The organism is Clostridium guangxiense (assembly GCF_021043395.1).
GTDB classification, from domain to species: domain Bacteria; phylum Bacillota; class Clostridia; order Clostridiales; family Clostridiaceae; genus Clostridium_S; species Clostridium_S guangxiense.
This window is the reverse complement of sequence record NZ_JAJNKE010000003.1, coordinates 47,323-68,587: the sequence shown is the minus strand read 5'-3', so window position 1 is coordinate 68,587 and position 21,265 is coordinate 47,323. Positions and strand designations below refer to the sequence as shown.

Annotated in this window: 20 protein-coding genes, 1 pseudogene and 1 other annotated feature; of the genes and pseudogenes, 2 read left to right on the top strand and 19 right to left on the bottom strand. The window is 30.5% G+C overall.

The features are described 5' to 3' along the window. Positions 1 to 100 precede the first annotated feature (100 nt). Complete coding sequence (locus LQK79_RS03355) at positions 101 to 733, bottom strand: epoxyqueuosine reductase QueH (protein ID WP_053241190.1); 633 nt, start codon at positions 731 to 733, stop codon at positions 101 to 103. Between the two features lie 130 nt (positions 734 to 863). Here LQK79_RS03355 and LQK79_RS03350 point away from each other — a divergent pair, with 130 nt between their 5' ends. Continuing rightward, positions 864 to 1,016 carry a hypothetical protein gene (locus LQK79_RS03350; RefSeq protein WP_198149926.1) on the top strand — a complete coding sequence of 51 codons (153 nt, stop codon included), beginning with the start codon at positions 864 to 866 and terminating at the stop codon, positions 1,014 to 1,016. 118 nt (positions 1,017 to 1,134) lie between these two features. Here the strand turns inward: LQK79_RS03350 and LQK79_RS03345 are convergent, their stop codons facing one another. After that, positions 1,135 to 1,644: a tryptophan transporter gene (locus LQK79_RS03345; RefSeq protein ID WP_053241191.1), complete on the bottom strand. Its 510-nt coding sequence runs from the start codon at positions 1,642 to 1,644 to the stop codon at positions 1,135 to 1,137. A gap of 124 nt (positions 1,645 to 1,768) precedes the next feature. Then, positions 1,769 to 2,014: a binding site (T-box leader), on the bottom strand. Positions 2,015 to 2,278: 264 nt separating this feature from the next. On the opposite strand from LQK79_RS03345, the gene LQK79_RS03340 reads away from it, so the two are divergent. Continuing rightward, positions 2,279 to 3,340: an HD-GYP domain-containing protein gene (locus LQK79_RS03340; RefSeq protein WP_231015541.1), complete on the top strand. Its 1,062-nt coding sequence runs from the start codon at positions 2,279 to 2,281 to the stop codon at positions 3,338 to 3,340. 50 nt (positions 3,341 to 3,390) lie between these two features. Here the strand turns inward: LQK79_RS03340 and LQK79_RS03335 are convergent, their stop codons facing one another. From LQK79_RS03335 to LQK79_RS03255, 17 genes and pseudogenes are all read right to left on the bottom strand, one after another. Beyond that, positions 3,391 to 4,803, bottom strand: coding sequence for a putrescine aminotransferase (locus LQK79_RS03335; RefSeq protein WP_231015540.1), 1,413 nt, complete (start codon positions 4,801 to 4,803; stop codon positions 3,391 to 3,393). A gap of 16 nt (positions 4,804 to 4,819) precedes the next feature. Continuing rightward, a pseudogene (locus tag LQK79_RS03330) lies at positions 4,820 to 5,605 on the bottom strand (ABC transporter permease); the annotation flags it as partial. Further along, positions 5,606 to 6,505 (bottom strand): ABC transporter permease, encoded by a 900-nt coding sequence (locus LQK79_RS03325; protein WP_231015539.1) that lies wholly within the window; start codon positions 6,503 to 6,505, stop codon positions 5,606 to 5,608. Next, on the bottom strand, positions 6,505 to 7,593 hold the full coding sequence (locus LQK79_RS03320; RefSeq protein ID WP_331000635.1) for an ABC transporter ATP-binding protein: 1,089 nt from the start codon (positions 7,591 to 7,593) through the stop codon (positions 6,505 to 6,507). The genes LQK79_RS03325 and LQK79_RS03320 overlap by 1 nt, the downstream gene beginning before the upstream one ends. A 14-nt stretch (positions 7,594 to 7,607) precedes the next feature. Continuing rightward, entirely contained in the window at positions 7,608 to 8,678 is a 1,071-nt protein-coding gene (locus tag LQK79_RS03315; RefSeq protein WP_231015537.1) for a polyamine ABC transporter substrate-binding protein, read from the bottom strand. Positions 8,679 to 8,804: 126 nt separating this feature from the next. Then, complete coding sequence (locus tag LQK79_RS03310; protein WP_053241195.1) at positions 8,805 to 10,280, bottom strand: aldehyde dehydrogenase family protein; 1,476 nt, start codon at positions 10,278 to 10,280, stop codon at positions 8,805 to 8,807. Between the two features lie 403 nt (positions 10,281 to 10,683). Next, the gene (locus LQK79_RS03305) at positions 10,684 to 11,667 is read right to left on the bottom strand and encodes a D-isomer specific 2-hydroxyacid dehydrogenase family protein (RefSeq protein WP_231015536.1); all 984 of its coding nucleotides are present in this window, start codon (positions 11,665 to 11,667) and stop codon (positions 10,684 to 10,686) included. 127 nt (positions 11,668 to 11,794) lie between these two features. After that, positions 11,795 to 12,538, bottom strand: a complete 744-nt coding sequence (locus LQK79_RS03300) for an ABC transporter permease (RefSeq protein ID WP_231015535.1) — start codon at positions 12,536 to 12,538, stop codon at positions 11,795 to 11,797. Next, positions 12,531 to 13,451 (bottom strand): ABC transporter ATP-binding protein, encoded by a 921-nt coding sequence (locus LQK79_RS03295; RefSeq protein WP_053241197.1) that lies wholly within the window; start codon positions 13,449 to 13,451, stop codon positions 12,531 to 12,533. The genes LQK79_RS03300 and LQK79_RS03295 overlap by 8 nt, the downstream gene beginning before the upstream one ends. A gap of 102 nt (positions 13,452 to 13,553) precedes the next feature. Further along, positions 13,554 to 14,468, bottom strand: a complete 915-nt coding sequence (locus LQK79_RS03290) for a sensor histidine kinase (protein WP_084756858.1) — start codon at positions 14,466 to 14,468, stop codon at positions 13,554 to 13,556. Between the two features lie 18 nt (positions 14,469 to 14,486). Next, entirely contained in the window at positions 14,487 to 15,182 is a 696-nt protein-coding gene (locus tag LQK79_RS03285) for a response regulator transcription factor (RefSeq protein WP_053241198.1), read from the bottom strand. A gap of 144 nt (positions 15,183 to 15,326) precedes the next feature. Next, positions 15,327 to 16,415, bottom strand: a complete 1,089-nt coding sequence (locus LQK79_RS03280) for a dipeptide epimerase (RefSeq protein ID WP_231015534.1) — start codon at positions 16,413 to 16,415, stop codon at positions 15,327 to 15,329. A gap of 13 nt (positions 16,416 to 16,428) precedes the next feature. Continuing rightward, a complete protein-coding gene (locus LQK79_RS03275) occupies positions 16,429 to 17,280 on the bottom strand; it encodes a MurR/RpiR family transcriptional regulator (RefSeq protein ID WP_053241199.1) in 852 nt (283 codons plus the stop codon). A 153-nt stretch (positions 17,281 to 17,433) separates the two neighbouring features. Then, positions 17,434 to 18,225: a serine hydrolase gene (locus tag LQK79_RS03270; RefSeq protein ID WP_231015533.1), complete on the bottom strand. Its 792-nt coding sequence runs from the start codon at positions 18,223 to 18,225 to the stop codon at positions 17,434 to 17,436. 15 nt (positions 18,226 to 18,240) lie between these two features. Beyond that, complete coding sequence (locus tag LQK79_RS03265) at positions 18,241 to 19,386, bottom strand: exo-beta-N-acetylmuramidase NamZ family protein (RefSeq protein ID WP_053241200.1); 1,146 nt, start codon at positions 19,384 to 19,386, stop codon at positions 18,241 to 18,243. Beyond that, entirely contained in the window at positions 19,387 to 20,337 is a 951-nt protein-coding gene (locus tag LQK79_RS03260) for a GNAT family N-acetyltransferase (RefSeq protein ID WP_231015532.1), read from the bottom strand. Next, the gene (locus LQK79_RS03255; RefSeq protein WP_053241201.1) at positions 20,338 to 21,258 is read right to left on the bottom strand and encodes an N-acetylglucosamine kinase; all 921 of its coding nucleotides are present in this window, start codon (positions 21,256 to 21,258) and stop codon (positions 20,338 to 20,340) included. It abuts the gene before it with no gap. Positions 21,259 to 21,265: the final 7 nt, after the last annotated feature.

Sequence of the window (21,265 nt, the reverse complement as noted above, 5' to 3'; positions counted from 1 at the left end):
ATATCACATAAGCATAAAAAGTCAATATTTAACTTGATAATTATAAAGTTTAAACATTAGTGACATAAGCTTTTACTAACATTCTTTTAAAACATAGTCTTTAGGTCAAATCTTCTTTCCTTTTTCTTTCAAGCTGTGAAAATATACACCCACAATAATCCTGCCTATATAAATTATATTCTCTTGAAAGCTCTATAGAACGCTTATAACCATTTTTCTTTTTAAAATCAGAATAGAGATATTGTATATCATACTCTTTTCCAAATTTCTCTCCTATTTCATTTAGTTTTTGAGCATTTTTATAAGGACTTATTGACAAGGTAGTTGTAAAATAATCATATCCTTTATCTTTAGCAACAGAAGCAGTTTCTCTAAGTCTTAATTCATAACACCTAAAGCATCTCTCTCCTCCTTCACTTTCACTTTCAAATCCCTTAGCAATTGAATAAAATTTATCAGTATCATAGTTTCCTTCTATAAAATCAACTTTATGCTTAGTTTTAAATCTAACTATGAAGTCTTTCTCTTCCTCAACTCTTTTTGTATACTCGTCTTGAGGATATATATTAGGATTATAATAAAAAACCGTTATTTTAAAATAATTAGATAAATATTCAATTACATAACTACTGCAAGGTGCACAGCAACTATGAAGTAAAAGTGAAGGAACTTTGTTCTCCTTTAATATTTCCTTTATAATATCATCAAGCTTATTTTGATAATTTATTTTCATCTTTTCACCTCAAACTAAAGTAACTATTAGTATGTAATTCTCCATGTATTTTAATTTATTATATCATGTTTAATTTTATTTTAAAATGTATATACTACTACATATAAAATACAGAAAGGAAGATTTTTAAATGGAAAAACAGAAGAAATCAAGTACAAATAATCAATGGGCATCATTACCTGAAGAAAAAACTCAAAACTGCAATTCAAGTACTAAAAATGATAAAACTGCCACTGATAATAAATGGACATCAACTTTAAAAAACAATGTTGAGGACAAATAAAAAATTGGGGCTGCCGCACTAAAAAAATTGCGAAACAATCATAACAGTTAAGGATTTTAACAAGCAAAGTGAAGTTAAAATCCTTAACTTTAATTATTTTCTTTATTTATTATTAATGTTATGCCGTTCTTTTACTCTTCAAGGCTATATTTATTGCATTGAAAAGTACAATTGACGCAACCGTGTTAATAGCACATGCTGGTATTACAATTGATAAAAACAATATTCTAAAACTCCCTGGAAGTCCCACCATAATTGATGCAGAAGTTAAAAACACAAAGCCGCTTATTATAGTTCCTATTGCAGTTATCACCACTATTTTTATTTGATTATTCAATATTTTTCTAAAAGGTATCATAATTAAAAATATGACATTAGTAGTAATAAATTTATCTATTATATTAGGAAGCTGACCTCCTGGAAATGTTGTACTAGCTGCACTTAGTAAGCCAGCAACAATTCCACAGCAGAGACAAGTTTTATAATCATCATTAAGAATTATTATTATAAATAGCAGTGTTAAATAAAAATCAGGTTTCATGCCTAAAACTAAAGGCGGTGTGATTTGATGCAATATAGCACCTATAGCTAAAAGCAAAGAATTAATAACTATCTTTTTTATATTCATAATATTTCTCCCCTTATATTTTTAATTTGTAACAAAAGCAAAACTATTATTTAATGAAGCCGGCCTTTTATTAAAAAATAGTTAAAAATAAAAAACTCCGCCCAAATACATACTATAAACTATGTATTAGGACGGAGATACTTCCGCGGTACCACCTAATTTGTGTCAAAAACACCTCTTGATTCGAATACTAACATATTCTATCCGTTATAACGTACGGCAAACGTTAACTACTACTCTTCTTTAATTAAAAGAATTTCGGTTTACTCTTCAAGGGTCCATTCACCATTAGTTATTGCACCGAGATTCCACCATCCTCAGCTCTCTTTAGCTAAACTAAATACTTACTCTTCCCTATCAACAGATTTGTCATTACTTTATTTTATAATACCATTTTTATAGAATTTGTCAATAGAAAAAATATTGAATATAAATTTGAATTTAAATAAAGTTTTTTTTAAACAAAAGGCAAATTAGCCTAAAAAACTATTTAGAAGTAAATTTTCAATACGATAATATATTCATAGATAGATATTATATGTTAAGAAAAAATATAATAATTTATAGTTATATAAAAAGTACTAATAAAATAAATTATTACAACAGTTTAAATATTATATATGAGGTGAGTTAGATGTTGTCGAAAAGTAAATTATTGCCTATTAATGAACTAAAAGCAGGAATGATATCTGCTAGTGATATAAAATTCGGAAATAGCCTGCTATTAGCAAAAGGAGTTCCTATATCCGAATCAAGCATAAACATATTAAGCGAAAATTACATTGTTGATAAAGTAGAAATTTATGAAGAAGATGATGATTATAATAAACAGCTGCAGACTAAAGTTAAAACTGTAGAAGAATTAGAAAGAAACTTCAACGAATTATCATCAAATCTTGAAGATATCTTTAATAATATATACTCCCTGCAAGTTAACGGCATTGAAGATCTAAGAGTTTTCTCAAAAAAAATTCAAGAAGAATTTAAATCTACAGGTTTAGTAATTAGGGACATAGTATCTCACGGAAGTAATGATAAAAATATATACAGACATAGTGTTAATGTAGCAGCTATTAGTTTTATACTTGCAAAATGGCTTGGTTTCAATGAAAAAGAAGTAAACTTATTAACCTATGCTGCACTACTACATGATTTTGGGAAAACACAAATAGATCCAAAAATAATTAATAAAGAAGGAATTCTAACGAGAGATGAAGTAGAAATTATTAAAACGCATCCTGTCATAGCATATCACTTTGTTAAAAAAATTCCATTCATTGATTCATCCGTTGGAATTGGAGTATTAATGCATCATGAAAGAATGGATGGTACCGGATATCCTATGCATATAAAGGAAGATAAGATTCACAAGTTTGCTAAAGTAATAGCAATAGCCGACTTATTTGACAATGTCAGCTCTAACAGATATTTTAAAGAGGTGTCAGGTCCGTTTGATGCACTAAAAGTAATTCAAGAAGAAAGTTTAGGAAAGCTTGATAATATGTATTGCAATATGTTTTTAAATCACATAGTTAATTATTATATGGGGGAAAATGTTATTCTTAATGATGAAAGATCATGTAAAATAATCCAAATTGATTTAAATGATATTACAAAGCCTCTTTTACTGGATGATAATGGATTTTTAGATCTTAGAAAAGAAAAAGACTTGTATGTAACAAAATTAGTTGTTTAGTTACATATTATAGATGTACTGCCTTCAGGCAGTACATCTATAATATGTTTTCACTGTATATTACTTAATGTTTCATCAAGAACTCTGCATACAAAATCACATTGATTTTTTTCTATTGTTAAAGGTGGTTCTATTCTTATAGTTTTTGCATTTATAAGAGTTCCTGCAACTAGCACCCCTTTATCAAACAAACCTTTTGATACTTTATAGCCAGTTTTATCACTTTCAAATTCAATTCCTATCATAAGTCCCATTCCTCTTACTTCTTTAACTATATTTTTATATTTACTGGCTACTTTTCTAAGTTCAGCCATAAAATATGCTCCTATTTTTTCTGCTCTCTCTGGCATCTTATCTTCAATTAAAACATCGATTGTAGCAATTGCTGCTGCGCAGGATAGTGGATTTCCTCCAAATGTAGTAGTATGAATAAATGGATTAGGAAAGAATTCCGAGAATACATCCTCCGTTGCAATTACAGCGCCAATTGGCATTATTCCTCCTCCTAAAGCTTTTGCAAGACACATTATATCAGGTTCTACTCCATAGTTTTCAACACAAAACATTTTTCCTGTACGTCCCATTCCAGTTTGAACTTCATCTGCAATAAGTAAAATATCAAAATCTTCACATATTTCTTTTACCTTTGCAAAATAATCATGGGGAGGAACTATGACCCCTCCCTCACCTTGAATAGGCTCCAGAATAATCGCGGCAATATCTTCACCAACCATGCTAGATGCCCTTACTGTTTTATACATCATATCCACATCACCATAAAATACACGTTTAAATCCTGAAACAAGAGGCATAAAAGGCTTTCTAAACATTCCTTTTGATGTAGCTGACAGTGAACCTAAACTTTTTCCGTGAAATGCTCCAACAGTAGATATAAAGTAATTTTTGCCTTTTTTCTTTTGATGTATTTTTGCAAGCTTTATAGCTCCTTCCACAGCTTCTGTTCCACTATTACCAAAGAAGGAATATTGAAGTTTTCCAGGTGCTATTTGTGCAAGAAGTTTTGCCAGTATTGCTCTTAAAGGGTCAAGCAAGTCCTGACTATGAAGCGCCTGATGCTTTAGTTGAGCATTTACTGCTTTTAAGACTTTTGGGTTTCTATGACCCACATTATAAATTCCAAAGCCTCCAAGGCAATCAATATATTCTTTACCATTTACATCAACAAAACTGTTGAGTCCTGCATCTTTCCATTCTACTGCCGCATATTGTCCACCTTTAGTAACAGATTTTCTATACTCAAGAAAACCAGGATTAACAAAGTTTCTAAAATCATCAACTGTTTCCTTTATTATGAATTTTCTGTCATTTTCATCTAGTTTGTCCTTGGATATAAAATTCAATACCTTATGAGTATATTCAATTAAAGAATCCTCATCCTCCTCTTCTAGCTGATACTTATTTTTTAAGTCTTCTTCCATAATTTCAGCATTGTTGCTTATCATAAAACCACACTCCTTAATTTTTATTTAATTTTAATTGAAGCAATTCTGAAATAATAGCAACACTTAATGTTATCACTATCATCACAGTTGACAGCGCATTTATTTCTGGTGTAACCCCTACTCTTACCATTGAATATATTTTTAATGGCAAGGTTTCGTAACTTGGTCCCGAAACAAAAAAGCTTATTATTACATCATCAAGAGAAAGAGTAATTGCCATAAGAGCACCTGCCGCTATTCCTGGTAGTATTATTGGCAGTGTAATCTTAGAAAAAGTTTGAAATTCATTTGCATAAAGATCCATTGCCGCATCCTCAAGAGAACTGTCAAATCCACTTAATTTTGCTCTTACAACGACAACTACATAAGATATACTAAAGGTTACATGTGCAAGTATAAGTGTTATAATTCCAAGAGTTATTTTAGCTTGAGAAAAAAACACTAAAAGCGAAATTCCCATTACAATTTCAGGTATTATTATTGGCACATACAAAAGACCATCTAAAGCCGTTTTTCCTTTAAACTTATATTTATACATTCCTACTGCCGCAAGAGTACCTATAGTTGTAGATATAAGTGTACTTGCAAATGCTACCAAAAGACTATTTTTAAGTGCAATAAGTATATCTCCATCACTAGCAAGCTGATAATACCACTTCATTGTAAATCCCTTCCACACCGCATTAACCTTAGAATCATTAAAAGAATATACTATAAGAATTATTATTGGAGCATATAAAACCAAATAGATAAGAAAAGAATATGAAGCTAAAATACTTTTTTTCACTTTATTCCTTTTCATCTAAAACACCTCCAATTTTTTACTGCCTTTTTTAAAGTAAATCACTATAAATAATACAGTTATAGCTATAAGGAATATTGAAATAGCAGAACCAAAAGGCCAATTTCTAGCTGTCAAAAATTGATTTTGTATTAAATTACTTATAAGCATTACCTTACTTCCCCCAAGAAGATCTGGAATAAAAAATAATCCTAAAGCTGGTATAAAAACAAGTAAGCAGCCTGCTGATATTCCCGGAAGTGTAAGTGGTAAAATCACCCTTAAGAATGTCTGAACTGGGTATGCGCCAAGATCACTTGATGCTTCTATATAACTTTTATCTATATTATCAATGGAAGTATACAAAGGAAGAACCATGAACGGAAATAACGTGTATATAAGTCCAAGAAGTACTGAACCATTAGTGTAAAGCATCTGAAGTGGATTTTTTATAATGCCCAAACCAGTTAAGTATGAATTTATAACTCCAGTAGTTCTTAATATAACAATCCATGCATAGGTTCTTACTAAAGAATTTGTCCAAAATGGTATCATAATAAGTATAAACATAATCATTTTATATTTTTTAGGTAAAGTCGCCACAAAATACGCAAATGGATATCCTAAAACAAGACATATTGATGTGGTTAAGAATGAAATCCAAAGTGAATACATCAATATTTTAATATACATTGGCTGCACTAAAGTCTTATAATTTTCAAGCGTAAATTTATATTCAATTTGACCATAGCTTCCCCTTGTCAAAAACCCCATAATTAAAACTATAATAAGTGGAACAGCAACTAACATAAGCATCCAGAACATTACAGGTGATATAGTAAATATATGTCCATATTTCTTTTTCCTTTTTACACTTTTTTCTTTAACATAAATGGTTCTCTTTGAAATTGCTTTATCCATTAACTTATCACCACCCCATCTTCAGATTTCCAGCAAACAAAAATTTCTTTTTTACCCTTTTCAATTTTGAAAGTATCTGCTGCTGGTTCATTTACTATAATTTCTCTTCCACTGTTTAATGTAACAACGGTTCTATTTAGAGCCCCAACAAATATTCTTTCTTTTATTTTTCCTGCCATAACATTGTCAAATTCATTTTTATCATAGCTTAATTTTATTCTTTCAGGTCTTACAGCAATATAAACAGAATTATCCTTTTTAAGCTTAGCTATACTTTCTTTTTTGTCTACAATCTTTACTATTTCACTATCACCTATCAAAGCTCGTGCTTCTATGCCATTGTTTTCTTTAACCCTTCCTGCAAATATATTTGTGTCCCCTATAAAATCGGCAACAAACTTTGTTTTTGGCCTTTCATAAATCTCATCTGGAGTCCCTATCTGTTCGATTTTGCCGTTATTCATTACAGCAATTCTATCTGACATAGTAAGAGCTTCTTCTTGATCATGAGTTACATATATAAATGTAATTCCAAGTTTTCTTTGAAGATGCTTTAGTTCAAATTGCATCTGCTTTCTAAGTTTTAGATCCAACGCTCCAAGGGGTTCATCCAAAAGTAAAACCTTAGGATTATTTACAATAGCCCTTGCAATAGCAATTCTTTGCTTCTGTCCTCCACTTAGTTTATTAGGATATCTTTTTTCAAAGCCGTTAAGCTCGACAAGCTTTAAAACTTCTATAACTTTTTCTCTTATTTTTTCTTTTGAAAACTTTTTTATTTTAAGCCCAAAGGCTATATTGTCAAATATATTCATGTGAGGGAAAAGTGCATAATTTTGAAATACTGTATTTACATCTCTCTCGTATGGATTTTTATTTGAAACATCTTCTCCATCAAGTAATATTTTGCCTGATGTAGGTTCCTCAAATCCAGCGATCATCCTAAGAGTGGTTGTTTTTCCACATCCACTTGGCCCAAGAAGAGTTAAAAATTCGCCTTTTGTTATACTTGCACTTATATTGTCAACTGCTTTTTGAGACGAAAATGCCTTCACAACATTTAAGAGTTGAATCATATATTCCATAATACTTGCCTCCTTTTTTACTGTTTAAATTGTGTCCATATAGAATCATATATTTTTGTAGTATCACCTACATCCTTTATGTGCTCATCCTTAGCAGAAACATCCTTATCTGGGTAAAGGGTTTTATTATTTAAATACTCATTTCCAATATACTTACGTGCCGCCTCATTTGGATTAGTATATGGATATGCCTTTGATATTTCTGCGCTTACCTGCGGCTGCAGTACAAAATTTATGAATAACTCTGCATTTTCCTTATGTTTTGCACCTTTGGGAATTACAAAATTATCTTCAAAAGCATACATACCCTCCTTTGGAAAAAATGTTTTAAGATCCTTATTGTCCTTTTCTGCTAAATAAGCTTCTGCTGTCCAGCAATATCCGACAGATGCCTCTCCATTAATTAATGCCGTTTTAGGACTATCGCTGTCAAATATCTTTATATTTGGTTTTAACTTTTGAAGCTCACTTTTCGCCTCATCAAGCCTACTTTTATTTGTTTCATTAAACGAGTATCCAAGTTTTTTAAGCGTCATACCTATAAGTGCTCTTTCATCATTTAAAACCACCATAGAGCCTTTAAATTTACTATTCCAAAGATCACTATAGCTGCTTATACCTTGAGGAAACTTCTTAGTATTTACAACTGTAACTACATTCCCACATAAGTACGGAACACTATATTCATTTTTAGGATCAAAGGATAAATTTTTATATTGAGTTCCTATATTTTTTAAATTAGTCACCTTATCCTTATCAACCTTCTCAAGTAAATCTTGTTTTTTCATAATATCAACCATATAATCACTTGCAACTGCTATATCATATTGACCTCCACTTGCCTGAATTTTAGCAAGCATTTCTTCATTTGATGAATAAGTTGTATAGTTAACTTTAATGTTATATTTTTTTTGAAATTCATTGATTACTGATTTAGGTAAATATTCTGTCCAGTTAAAAACGTTAAGTGTTCCACCTCCAGAATTAGAATTTGCAGTACTTGAACTACTGCACCCTGTTAACACAGCTACTATGATAATAGTTGCTAAAGATATACTTACAAATCTCTTTATTGTCTTATATTTCATTTTCAATATCCCTCCTAACTTTAACTTATCATTTCAATTTTATCCTTTTCATTTGCATCTGCTATTTTATCTTCAAAATACAGCTTATACAAAACAGCGCCAAATCCGACAAGAATTATTAAAGTTTTATTCTTTAAACCAATTTATAGGCTTAACATCTAAATTAATATTTATTTGTTTAACCTCTGTATATTCTTCATATCCAAACACACCCAGCTCCCTTCCAATACCGCTTTGTTTATATCCACCCCAAGGTGCCTCATTATATGTTGGATTATATGTGTTTATCCACGTTATTCCAGCGCGCAATTTCTTTATAACTCTATGAGCTTTTGCAATATCATTTGTAAAAACTCCTCCTGCAAGACCATAAGGTGTATTGTTAGCAAGATATACAGCTTCTTTTTCATCTTTAAATTTTTGTACTGCTAAAACCGGTCCAAAAATTTCCTCTCTAACAATTTTCATATCTGGTGTAGTATCTATAAATATAGTAGGCTCAACAAAATACCCATTTTTAAGTTCATCTGTGAGAATTCTATTTCCACCGCAAACTAATTTAGCTCCTTCCTCCTTACCATATTCAATATACTTAAGCACCTTATTCATATGCTCTTCTGAAATTAAAGGTCCCATTTCAACTCCTTCTTCTGTACCCTTACCTATTTTTATTCTTTTAGCTCTAGCTACAAGTCTTTCTATGAATCTATTATAAATGCCTTCTTGTAAAATAAGCCTCGAACCAGCGGAACAAACCTGCCCTTGATTACAAAATATAGCAAACAGTGCATAATCAACTGCTGTTTCAAAATCAGCATCATCAAAAACTATATTTGGTGATTTTCCTCCAAGTTCAAGAGAAATATTTTTTATATTCGAACTAGCCGCTTTCATTATGCTTCTTCCTGTAGATGTGCCACCTGTAAATGCAACCTTATCCACTTCCATATTTACTGCTATTTCATGACCAACTGTTTCTCCTGCTCCTAAGACCAAATTAACTACACCTTTTGGGAAACCCACTTCTTCAAATATTTCAAAAAGTTTAATAGCAGATAACGGTGTCAGTTCTGAAGGCTTAAAAACAATTGTATTGCCAGCTGCAAGTGCAGGAGCAATTTTCCATATTGACATCAAAAGTGGATAATTCCATGGAACTATCATTCCACAAACACCTATAGGCTCCCTTACAACCATCGCTTGCACATCATCTGGAACTTCATAAGTCATACCATGTGGTTTTGTAGTAAGTCCTGCAGAATACCTAAGACAAGCAGCAGAATCACTTAAATCACATTTTGTTTCCCTTAACGCTTTACCATTATCAATAGTTTCTAAGTACGCAAGTTCCTCTGATCTTTTTTCTATTATATCTGCCACCTCAAATAATAATCTTGCTCTTTCTACTGCTGATGTATCCATCCATCCATCATCATAAAAAGCTTTCTTTGCTGCCTTTACTGCTAATTTTACATCATCTTTATTTCCTTCTGTAGCCACAGCTATAATTTCTCCATTTGCTGGATTTATTATATTTCTTGTTTGACCACTTGCTGAAATCTTCCATTCTCCGCCAATGTACATTCTTAAAACATTTTCCATCCAAAGCACTCCTTTTACATTTTTATAAATTTACGAACTATTTTTTAACGATTATTTATAATTTTATTCATATGTTTAATATTTTATTACTAATGTCATATATAATTTATCATATTGTTAATAAAACTTCCATGTTTAAACTGGACAAATATAAACCGACATTTATGTATTCTTGTAACAAAGGTATCCTAATATGTAAATAAAAGCATATAAGCATAACTAAAAAGAGGCTGTCGCACTAAAAAAATTTCGAAGCAATCATAATAGTGAAGTTAAAACCCTTCACTTTAATTAGTTCGCAATTTTTTATATTCAGTGCAACAGCCTCTTTTATATTGGATAAACAACCCAGAACTCAAAAATTGTAAATTTCAAATTCCACATTGTCTATCTATACAATATGCTAATACCTTATTTCCCAAGGGTTTTCTTTACCCTCAATAAATGAAATACAACTTAGTATAGAGTTTTCTACCATATCACTTACTGCCTGATCTGTATAAAATGCAGTATGTGGAGTGACAATTACATTAGGATAAGATTTCAAAATCGCAAGCTGTCTGTTGTCAAGTATCTCGCATTTTAAATCATTATAATAAAGATTTGTTTCATGCTCAATAACATCTAAAGCTGCACCACCAATCTTTTTACTTTCAATGGCATCGATAAAATCATCTGTATTTATAAGTGAACCTCTAGCTGTATTTATAATAAATACACTATCTTTCATTTTCTTTATTGACTCTTTATTTATAAGATGATAATTATCCTCTGTTGCTGGGGCATGCATAGTAATAACATCGCTATTTTTAAACAATTCATCTAAAGAAACATAATCCACATATTTCTTCATTTTTTCGTTTTCATATATGTCGTAAGCTATTATTTTACAATCAAATCCACTTAAATTTTTAATTACAGTTTGTCCAATTCTTCCTGTTCCAATAACCCCTATAGTTAAATTATGTAATTCTTTGCCTTGAACGCCTATTAAAGAATAATCCTGTACTCTACTTCTCTCCATAATAGGTTTCATTTTTCTTGTAGCCATAAGAATAAGCATAGTGGTGTAATCAGCAACACTCCTTGGAGAATATGTAACATTTCCAATATGCATCCCCAATTCCTTAGCTTTCTTAATATCAATATGATCGTATCCTATTGTTCTTGTTGATATGAATTTAACCCCAATTTCATAAAATTTTTGCATTAATTCAGCATTAATAGGTGTAGTTATAATACTTAAAGCATCAAACCCCTTTGCCAAATTTACAGTTTCTAAATTTGGTGCTTCCTCCGTAAGTGTTAAATCTACATTATACTTTTCTTTAAATTTGTTAAAATATTCTGTCTCATCTGACCTATGGCTATATGCCAATATTTTCATGGTCTAAGCCCCCTTCTTATAAATATAACTAATACGTAATAGTTGTCAATTCTATTATATCACCTTTTTAATGAATAAATCTTAATTTATTCTATTAAAGCCAAGGTTTTAAATAAGCTTCTCTGTTTTAATGCACATCATTTTTTACACTTTTTATACTCAAAATTATGCCTAAAATAAAGGTTATAATTAAAACAATTTCTCCAAGTGAATAATTAGTGTAAGTTCGTCCATCTAAGTGAGGACCCAATATAGTTGGAACTGTCCATGGAAATAAAGTATTAAACGGAGTATTTAATATTAAAAGATTAACACAAATTGAAGCAACTCCAAGTATTAAAGAAGGAATCATGCTTTTATTGTAAATGCTTAAAAATGCCATTATAGGAACCAATGCAAAATGCATGATAATCATAAGCACATATGCTTTGCCATATGCAAGTAAAATATTTGCAGTAAGCGGTTCATGTTTTATAATAATTCCCGAAGTCATCAATAAAACAAATGAAGTTATAGTAGTAATTGAAATCAAAATTAACATTACAATCAATTTTCCAATAAAAAATTGAACTCGGCTTATTGGATATGTGAACATAACATTCACTGTATTTTCGCCATATTCTCTTGAAAATATAAATCCAGCTATTAAAGCAAAAAATCCAACTGCCATAAGTAAATTAAAAAATGTAGCAGCATTTGAAACATATTCATTCCAATCAACTATTGGATATTTTTTATTAAATGCATACATAGAAAATATTAAAGCATCTGGCAAAATAGCACACAATGGAATGCACCATAAAATCTTACACTTTTTTAATTTTATAAATTCTGTACTGATAACAGCTGGCAAACTCCAAACCTTATTCATTTTTGTCACCTCCAACCAAGTTAAGGAAATAACTTTCAAGACTATCTCTCATTAATAATATTTCTTTAACCTCAATGCCATTTTGTATAAGCGTTTTATTTATATTGGAAGTTTCATTAAGCTTCTCATAAATTTTAATTTCTCCAGCCTTTGATATTAAATAATCTTTTATACCTAGCTTTTGCTCCAATATAACAACAGTTTCCCTATCATTAGCAACTTTTAAATCTATATAATGCCTGTTCTTCTTCTTTAAAGTTTCCGAATCCACCTCTTCTAAAAGTTTCCCTTTATGCATTATGCCAAGTCTTGTGGCAAGCTGCTGGACTTCACTTAAAATATGACTTGATATTAAAACAGTTATGTGCCTTTTTTTAGATAAATCAAGTATAAGATTTCGTATTTCCATTATTCCCATTGGATCTAATCCATTGGTAGGTTCATCCAATACTAAAAATTCTGGATTATGCAAAAGTGCTCTTGCAATTCCAAGCCTTTGCTTCATTCCAAGTGAAAAATCCTTTGCCCTTTTATTTGCCGCTTCTGTAAGCCCTACAATTTCAAGCACTTCTTTTATGCAGTTTTCCTCTGGAATACCCATAAGCTTTCTATGAATATTTAAATTTTCTACAGCAGTTAAATTACCATAAAAACCAGGGAACTCTATTATTGATCCAACTCTTGCTAAAATATGCTTTTTGCCTTCCGTTAATTTCTCACCAAATAGTTCAACGCTCCCGTTTGTTGGTTTTATAAGTCCCAAAATCATTCTCATTATAGTTGTTTTGCCTGCACCATTTTCACCCAAAAGTCCATAAATATCACCCTTTAATATATTCATGTTTAAATTATCAGCTGCTGTATTTTCTTTATACTGCTTAGTTAAATTACACGTTTTAAGTACACTCTCCAACTTTAAAGCCTCCCAACTTTAATTCTTTTGCCTTATTACATAAAAGATAATATAACTTAACTTTTAAGCAGCTTTTACAAAAACCTTACAAAAGTCTTAAATCTAATATAACGGCAGTGAAAAGGAAAAGGTAGTTTTCTCATTGCTGCAAACCGAAACTTCTCCATTTAACTTTTCTACAAGACTTTTAACTATAGCAAGCCCCAGTCCACTTCCTTTAACTTCTTCGTTTCTTGAAGGTTCTGCTGTGTAAAGCCTATCAAAAACATATGATATATCCTTTTGTGGAATGTTTTTCCCCATATTCCATATCTCAATCCAGGCATTAAGTTTTTCCTTCCGCATTCTTATGCCAATAACTTTTCCATCTGCTCCGTATCTAAATGCATTGTTCAAAAGATTAGAAAGTATTCTATCAACAGCCTTTACATCCGCTAAAACAAATAAATCCTCTTTAGGCAGCTCAATACTAGGCTCAATCCCCCTATTTACAAATTCTTGATAAAAGCTAGCTATAGCTTCTTTAACTGTATCTGTTAAATTAACTTTTTCTTTCTTAATAGCTATGTCTCCAGCATCCAGCTTTGACATTTGAAAAAAATCTTCAAGAAGCAAATATAATTTTTTAGCTTTTGAGTATGCTATCCCCCAATATTTGTTTTTTTCTTCTAAGCTTAAGTTCTCATCTTTTTTTACAGCCTCTAAATATCCTAGTACCGAAGTTAATGGTGTTCTTAAATCATGTGATATATTAGCTATCATTCTTTTTCTTGATTCTTCAAGATATTCTTTCTTATCATAAATTTCTTGAAATTCTTCCATAATTGCATTCATATTAATTCCTAGTTCTTTTATCCTCCTGTCACCTGAATAAAAACGCAGCCTGGCATTAAAATTTCCTTTTCTTATAAGGCTCAAAGTTTTATTAATCTCGTTTATTTGACTTGAAATATAAATATCTCTTAAAATTAAAATCATACAAATAATTCCTATCAAAATTGATATACATATATTCAAAATTTAAGCTTCCCCCTTTTAATCACTTAATTTATATCCTATACCCCAAACAGTTTTTATATATTCATGCTTCTCTGTATTTTTATTTATTTTATTTCTAAGACGGCTTATATGAACCATAACCGTATTTTCATCAGTCATATATTCTTCCTGCCAAACAACATTAAAAATTTGTGATTTAGTAAATACTTTATCTGGATATTGCATAAAAAGCTTCAATATTTCAAATTCTTTTGCAGTAAGCGTAATATCTATACCCTTGACTGTTAACTTATATGTACTTAAATTCAATATAAGTTCTTCATACTCCAAAATTTCATTTTCTTTAACTTCACCCTTATTAAATTCTATATACCTTCTTAACTGTGCTTTAACCCGGGCTAACAATTCTCCTATTTCAAATGGTTTAGTCATATAATCATCGGCTCCAAGTTCTAAACCAAATATTTTATCAGTTTGTTCATCCTTTGCTGAAAGTATAATAACCGGAATTGTATACTTATTTCTTATTTTTAAAAGAACCTCTCCGCCACTTAACTTTGGCAGCATTAAGTCTAAAATTACTAATTGATATTCTTCATTTTCTAATTTTTCCACAGCTTGTACCCCATCGAAACTGCATTCTACATTGTAGCCTTCTTTTTTTAAATAACTTGAAATCAGATAATTGATTTCCTTATCATCCTCAGCAACCAAAATATTAACTTTAATCACGTTATCCCTTCATTTCTTAAGTAAAATATTATATTTTATATTCTATTCTTACTTTGTATTACATTCAATATAAAAATATCGCAGAATAATAATATCTTCTAATACTATTATCCTGCGATTACTGTTATTATTAAAAAACTAAAGTTAAAAACTACTATCACTCAGCAATTTTTCAATTCCAAGTCCAGGTCCTTCATTTAACGTAATGCCGCTGTTATTATAAATTGCTCCTCCCACAACATCATCTCTGCTGCATAAAACCGGGCCATCAAGATCAATTTTTGTTATTACTTTTTTAGCCGCTGCAAGATGAACCGCAGCAGTAACACTGACTTTTCCCTCAAGCATGCATCCAAGCATACATTCCATTCCATAAACTTCTGCTAATGAACATATCTTTAATGCATTGTATATTCCACCAGTCTTCATAAGCTTTATATTTATTAAATCTGATGCTCTCATTTCCATTACCTTTGCTGCATCCTTTGGCGAAAATACACTCTCATCCGCCATAACTGGAGTATCTACATTATCTGTAACCAGCTTTAGTCCCTCTAAATTTGAAGCTATCACGGGCTGTTCTACAAGTTCTATATCCACAGCTGCATCTTCAATTTTTCTAAGTGTCCTTACAGCTTCTTTAGGCTCCCAGCCTTGATTTGCATCTATTCTAAGCTTAACATCATAGCCAACAGCTTTTCTTATAGCCTTCATTCTTTCTATATCAAGCTTTGAATCCTTTCCAACTTTTATTTTCAAAGTTTTATATCCAAGTTTTACAGCTTCTATGCTATCCCTAGTCATTTCTTCTGGGGAATTAACACTTATTGTAATATCAGTTTCAAGCTTATTTCTGCAGCCCCCAAGAAGCTTATATAATGGTGCTTTATAAAGTTGTCCATATAAATCATAAAGTGCAATATCTACTGCTGCTTTGGCACTCGTGTTTCTTACAATGCAGGAATTTAATTTTAAAAGTATACCTTCTAAATTTTCAATATCCATTCCAACTATAGCTTTTTTTATATAACTTTTTATGGCACCTTCTATGGATTCTGTTGTGTCGCCAGTTACAAGTGCTGTAGATGCTGCACTTCCAAAACCAATGTTTCCTGTATCTGTAATTATCTTAATAATGACATCATCTACGCTATTTACACTTCTAATAGCCGTTTTAAATGGCTTTTTTAACGGCACAGACATATGTCCTATAACTATATCTTTAATAATCACACTACGCACTTCCTTATCGTATTCTTTTCATTCTTGTCGACATCCTTGTATTTTCAAGAAACTCTTTTACATCCTCAAACATACATCCAGCTACTGAAGTAAATAATATGTCTATAACATTTAATTGAGCTATTCTTGAAGACATGGCTCCACTTCTAAATGTGATTTCTGGAGACAAGACAAATAAATTTATGTCACATAAATTACTTATAGAATTGCTTCCAAACTTAGTTACACTTATTGTAGTTGCCCCTGCATTTTTAGCAACCTCAATAGATTCAAAAGTATCCCTTGTTTCACCAGAATATGAAATAGCAACAGCAACATCATCTTTTTTAAGGTTCGATGCAAATTCCATTTGTAGATGTGTATCAGAAGTGGCTCTCACATTTTTGTTTATTCTTGTGAACTTTTGAAATGCGTCTAAAGCTACTATATAAGATGCACCTACACCATAAAAATCTATTTTATCAGCTTTTGAAATAACTCTAATAGCTTCTTCTAAAGATTTCTTCGATAAAACCTCCATAGTATTATCTATAGATTTTTTATTATTATAGCTTATGTTTTTTATTATAGTATCTATGCTGTCTTGCGGATTTATATCAGTATACATATCTTCATCTTTATTAACTGTTACAGTATCTTTCGCTATAGTTATCCTAAACTCTTTATAACCCTTGTAGCCTAAAATTTTACAAAGCCTTACTACGGCCGATTGAGAAGAATTACTTTTATCAGCAAGATCTTTTATTGATAGATCAGATATTTCCTTGGGATTAGTTAAAATATAATTAGCTATTTTCTTTTCTGATGGATTTAAATCGTTAATTATCTCTTTTACACGAATTAGACTCCCGTACATCAAATTATCCTCACTTTTGCTCTTATTTTTAGTCTTTATTTTAAATAAGCATTGGTTTCTACTCTTGTTTAAAACAAAGTTTCATCATAAATCTTTATTAAAATTCTTTTAAAAAATAGTTTGCTTTTTACAACAATAATATCATGTTTTAATTCACAATGCACTATAAAAAAAGCCATATACAAGCTTTGAAAGCTTTCCTATAATATCCTTTGAAATATAATTAAATTCCGAATTTCGTACAAATATACCTAGTATATATTCGTTATCATTAATATTAAAAATTCCAATGTCATGATTCAAATTATCTAAATCTCCAGTTTTGTGAGCACACTTAACATCACTTGGTAAATACCTTAGCAGCATTTCATGATCAGTATTTTCACTCAAAATTTTTATCATTAAGTTGCACATCTCTCTGTCTAATATTTCATGGTTATAAATTTTTTGAAATAAAATCAGCATATCAGAAGCACTTGTAAGGTTTTCTCTACCACTTTTTACTGCAACTACATCCATCATTTTTCTTTTTAAAATAGTAGTTTTTAATCCTATCTTTTTAGCGTAGTCATTTATTTTTTCCATTCCAAGCAAATCTATGAGTATATTTGAAGCAGTGTTATCACTGGATATTATCATGAGAGTTAAAATATCAATAAATTCATAAGTACTGTTTTCAAGACATGTTATTATACTATAAGGAGTTCTATCAGAAGCTTTTACCCTAATTTTCTCATGTAAATCATGTACACCGTTAATAACTTGATTTAAGGCTTCTGCCATTATAATTACTTTTATTGTGCTTGCAGAGGGAAAAGTTTCATTTTCATTAATGTATACGTAATTTGAAGTATTTTTGAGATCTAAAAAAACCACAGAAACATTTTCTTTTCTTAAATTTATAAACCTTTGTATACTCTCCTTTAAGCTTTTAATTTCATACAACTTACATCACTCTCTCTAATATAAATGATACCTTTTCTTTAATTTTTTGAACTTTACAACTTCTTCCTGCCACTGCTTATATATCTTATTAACATCTATTTCATTTTTCCTAAGAATGCTATCTCCAGCTAACAAATCAATTCCATATACTAGTTTTTTTCCTTCAAATGTAATAAACTGAAACTTATTTTTGCTTTCCTGTTTTATAATCTTATAAAGAAAAAGTGCTGTTTTAACAGGCTTATATGTTTTTCTGTCCGTCACATGAATTTGCACTCCTTCACAAAGTTTACCTGCATATTTTGAAAAAGTTGGGGTAAAAAATATTGGTCTAAATTTAACACCGTCAAGTTTTAATTCATTCATTATATTTGCAATTTTAAAGCCATCAAGCCATGGTGTTCCAATAATTTCAAAGGGTCTAGTTGTTCCCCTTCCTTCTGAAATATTTGTTCCTTCAAAAATGCAAGTTCCAGGGTAAACTACAGCTGTATCAACAGTTGGCATATTAGGTGATGGCATTATAAAACTTAGTCCAGTAGCTTCATAATACATTTCCCTTCTCCAATTCTTCATAGGAATAACCTTTAATTTACAGCCTATTAAAAACTCTTCGTTAAAAAGCTTAGCTGTTTCTCCTATTGTAAGACCATATCTTTGAGGAATTGGATATCGACCAACAAAAGAGCTGTAATTTTTATTCAAAATATTACCTTCAACATCATTTCCATTGATTGGGTTGGGTCTATCAAATACAACAAATTCCTTATTAAACTCCTCACAGCTTTCCATAGCATACGACATAGTATAAAGGTATGTGTAAAATCTTGCGCCCACATCTTGAATATCAAAAGTAAGTACATCAACATTTTTAAGTATTTCTTTAGATGGCCTTTTGTTTTTTCCATACAAGCTGTACACCTTTATTCCAGTTTTTAAATCAATATAACTTTCAACTTCTTTTCCTGCCTGTATATCCCCTCTTATCCCATGTTCTGGTGAATAAAGTGTTGTTAAATTTGTACTTTTCCTTAAAATATCTATTGTGCTTTTAAATTCACTATTATATCCGGTATTATTAGTAATGAGACCAATTCTTTTATCTTTAAAAATGCCTATATACTCATTTATATTATCTATACCAGTTTTAACTTTTTCCATTTACAATACCTCTTTAGATGCCTTTTTATATTGCTTCCAGGGCATAAAATTAAACTTTCCATAAAAATCAAGCAAATCTCTATCAACCCAATCTATAACCATTTTATTTACATGCCTTTTTTGTAATATTTCAAGTGATTTGCAGAGTATAAGCATACCAAGCCCACGTTTTCTATAATCCTTATCTACTCCTATAGGGCCTAATCCACCATAATTTCCACCAAGAAGTCCTCTCCAGTATATAGACGGTCCAATAAATTTGCTTTTGTTGTCATATATATGTGCAAAGCCAATTACAGTGTTTTTGTCTTTTAAGACCACTACATCCCTATCTTCCATTCCTATATCAAAGAATTCCATAAATTCCTCATACCATCTTCCAGAAAAATTTTTTTCTAAAAGAGCCATAAGACTTTTTCTATCATCAAATTTTAAAATATTTACTTTGTAACCTTCAAAATCGCTTAAAGCTTTAAATTTTATTTTAGATATATCACATATTAAATCATAAAAACTATCTTCTATTTTATAATTTCTTTTCTTAAAAAACTCTTCCGAAACTAAACATTCTAGAGGAATTCCAGGAAAAAAGTGATAAGTATCGCTGCCTAAACGTATTATTTTAACTCCTAAATTAATTAAATCTCTTTCTGCCATATCCAAAAGTTTGGTTCCTATTCCTCGATTTCTATAATTTATATCTACAATTATCGAATTTATATATCCTATTTCATCATTTGGATTTAATTTGCCGCTTTTATAGCTCCACTGTTTATATATTACAAAACCTATTAAAATTTCATTTTCAAAAACACCTAATATATTTTTGCTTTGTTTGTCATTTTCATAGTTCTGCTGAAAAAGTTTTAAATCCATGGGATATATAGCTTCCATATTTGTATTCCACAATTTTACAACATTCCTTAAATCATGAACTTTTTCAAACTCCATTTAATCACTCTCACCTCTTGCTATAAGTACAGCTCCAAAAGCAGAATCATTTTTCATAGGTATTACACTAATTTTAGGATAAAATTCATTTACGTTGTTTTTAAATTCGTCATATAAATATTTAATATTGTTAATAGCTCCTCCTGCCGTTGTCAAAAATATACTTGTATTACCCATATTAAGCCTATTTATAACTGCTTTCACACTTAAAAATAGTTCCTTTGCCGCATATTTAAGTATTTTTTTAGCCACCTCATCTCCTAACTCATATGTGTTAGCTACGACCTTTGTAAGACTGGCTATTTCCTTCTTTCCAGCACCACTTCTATATATATAGTCTATTAAATCCTCATGATATTTTAAATTGAAATGCTCTAATACGCTGCTTTCAAGAATAGTTTTTGGTCCTCTGCCATCATAACTTTTAAGTGCTGACTTTATTGCATTTATCCCTATATCATATCCGCTTCCTTCATCACCTATAATATGTCCCCAACCGCCTGAACGGCAGCTCTTTCCTTCTTCTGTTCTACCATAACAAATAGACCCTGTTCCGCTTATAACTATAATACCACTTCTTTTGCCAATACCGCCTGCCAACGCCACTTCAGCATCATTAACTACTATAACCTTTCCGTTATATCTCATATCTTTTATCATATTTTCTATTATGATTTTATCTTCATCTCTATCAGCTCCTGCAGCACCAATACAAATTGCACTGCATTCACCCAAAGATGCTCCTATGCTTCTTATTCCTTCATATATTAAATCCCGAAATGCTTTTTTAACCTCTTCCTCCGCTGCAGAATTTATATTTGATGGTCCTTTAGTACCTTCTGCAAGAATATTTCCATTCAAATCAGAAAGTTTCATATGAGTTTTAGTTCCTCCACCATCTATTCCTATTACATATTTCATAAACTCA

Excerpts from the sequence above, each read along its gene's own strand:
- LQK79_RS03355 (WP_053241190.1), bottom strand. The coding sequence starts at position 733 with ATGAAAATAAATTATCAAAATAAGCTTGATGATATTATAAAGGAAATA.
- LQK79_RS03350 (WP_198149926.1), top strand. The coding sequence starts at position 864 with ATGGAAAAACAGAAGAAATCAAGTACAAATAATCAATGGGCATCATTA.
- LQK79_RS03345 (WP_053241191.1), bottom strand. The coding sequence starts at position 1,644 with ATGAATATAAAAAAGATAGTTATTAATTCTTTGCTTTTAGCTATAGGT.
- LQK79_RS03340 (WP_231015541.1), top strand. The coding sequence starts at position 2,279 with ATGTTGTCGAAAAGTAAATTATTGCCTATTAATGAACTAAAAGCAGGA.
- LQK79_RS03335 (WP_231015540.1), bottom strand. The coding sequence starts at position 4,803 with ATGATAAGCAACAATGCTGAAATTATGGAAGAAGACTTAAAAAATAAG.
- LQK79_RS03325 (WP_231015539.1), bottom strand. The coding sequence starts at position 6,505 with ATGGATAAAGCAATTTCAAAGAGAACCATTTATGTTAAAGAAAAAAGT.
- LQK79_RS03315 (WP_231015537.1), bottom strand. The coding sequence starts at position 8,678 with ATGAAATATAAGACAATAAAGAGATTTGTAAGTATATCTTTAGCAACT.
- LQK79_RS03310 (WP_053241195.1), bottom strand. The coding sequence starts at position 10,280 with ATGGAAAATGTTTTAAGAATGTACATTGGCGGAGAATGGAAGATTTCA.
- LQK79_RS03305 (WP_231015536.1), bottom strand. The coding sequence starts at position 11,667 with ATGAAAATATTGGCATATAGCCATAGGTCAGATGAGACAGAATATTTT.
- LQK79_RS03300 (WP_231015535.1), bottom strand. The coding sequence starts at position 12,538 with ATGAATAAGGTTTGGAGTTTGCCAGCTGTTATCAGTACAGAATTTATA.
- LQK79_RS03275 (WP_053241199.1), bottom strand. The coding sequence starts at position 17,280 with ATGTACGGGAGTCTAATTCGTGTAAAAGAGATAATTAACGATTTAAAT.
- LQK79_RS03265 (WP_053241200.1), bottom strand. The coding sequence starts at position 19,386 with ATGGAAAAAGTTAAAACTGGTATAGATAATATAAATGAGTATATAGGC.
- LQK79_RS03260 (WP_231015532.1), bottom strand. The coding sequence starts at position 20,337 with ATGGAGTTTGAAAAAGTTCATGATTTAAGGAATGTTGTAAAATTGTGG.
- LQK79_RS03255 (WP_053241201.1), bottom strand. The coding sequence starts at position 21,258 with ATGAAATATGTAATAGGAATAGATGGTGGAGGAACTAAAACTCATATG.